The sequence below is a fragment of the Enterococcus sp. HMSC078F03 genome (assembly GCF_001811595.1).
In the GTDB taxonomy this organism is placed as follows: domain Bacteria; phylum Bacillota; class Bacilli; order Lactobacillales; family Enterococcaceae; genus Enterococcus; species Enterococcus faecalis.
In genome coordinates this window covers 15460-15876 of record NZ_KV805594.1, presented here as the reverse complement: position 1 = coordinate 15876, position 417 = coordinate 15460, and the positions used below count along the sequence as shown (strand labels likewise).

The 417-nt window shown below is 52.8% G+C and carries 1 protein-coding gene; it reads right to left on the bottom strand.

Features of this window, described 5'->3' with window-relative positions:
* Nucleotides 1-417 (bottom strand): Ig-like domain-containing protein (locus HMPREF2810_RS12510; protein ID WP_141750872.1); only part of this gene is annotated, 417 nt, incomplete at both ends.

The window sequence follows — 417 nt, the reverse complement described above, 5'->3', positions numbered from 1 at the left end:
CGGGAATGGTAACTGTAAACGCTCCTGTCCCATCAGCGGTACCTGTGCCTATTACGGTGCCTCCTGCATTTCGGATTTCAACCGTGGCATTGGCATCGGCAGTTCCTTTAACTTCGTAACCTGCCGTTGAATTACCTGTCACTCCTGTGATTGTTGGTGCGGTTACGGTTGTCTCATCCGCTGGCGTTTGGAACGTTGTTGGCGTACTTTCTGTACCGCTGGCGTTTTTCGCTACGGCGGTTAATGTTTCATTGGCGCCTGCTTCACCTGCGGGAATGGTAACTGTAAACGCTCCTGTCCCATCGGCGCTCCCTGTGCCTATCACGGCACCTCCTGCATTTCGGATCTCAACCGTGGCATTGGCATCAGTAGTTCCTTTAACCTCGTAACCTGCCGTTGAATTACCTGTCACTCCTG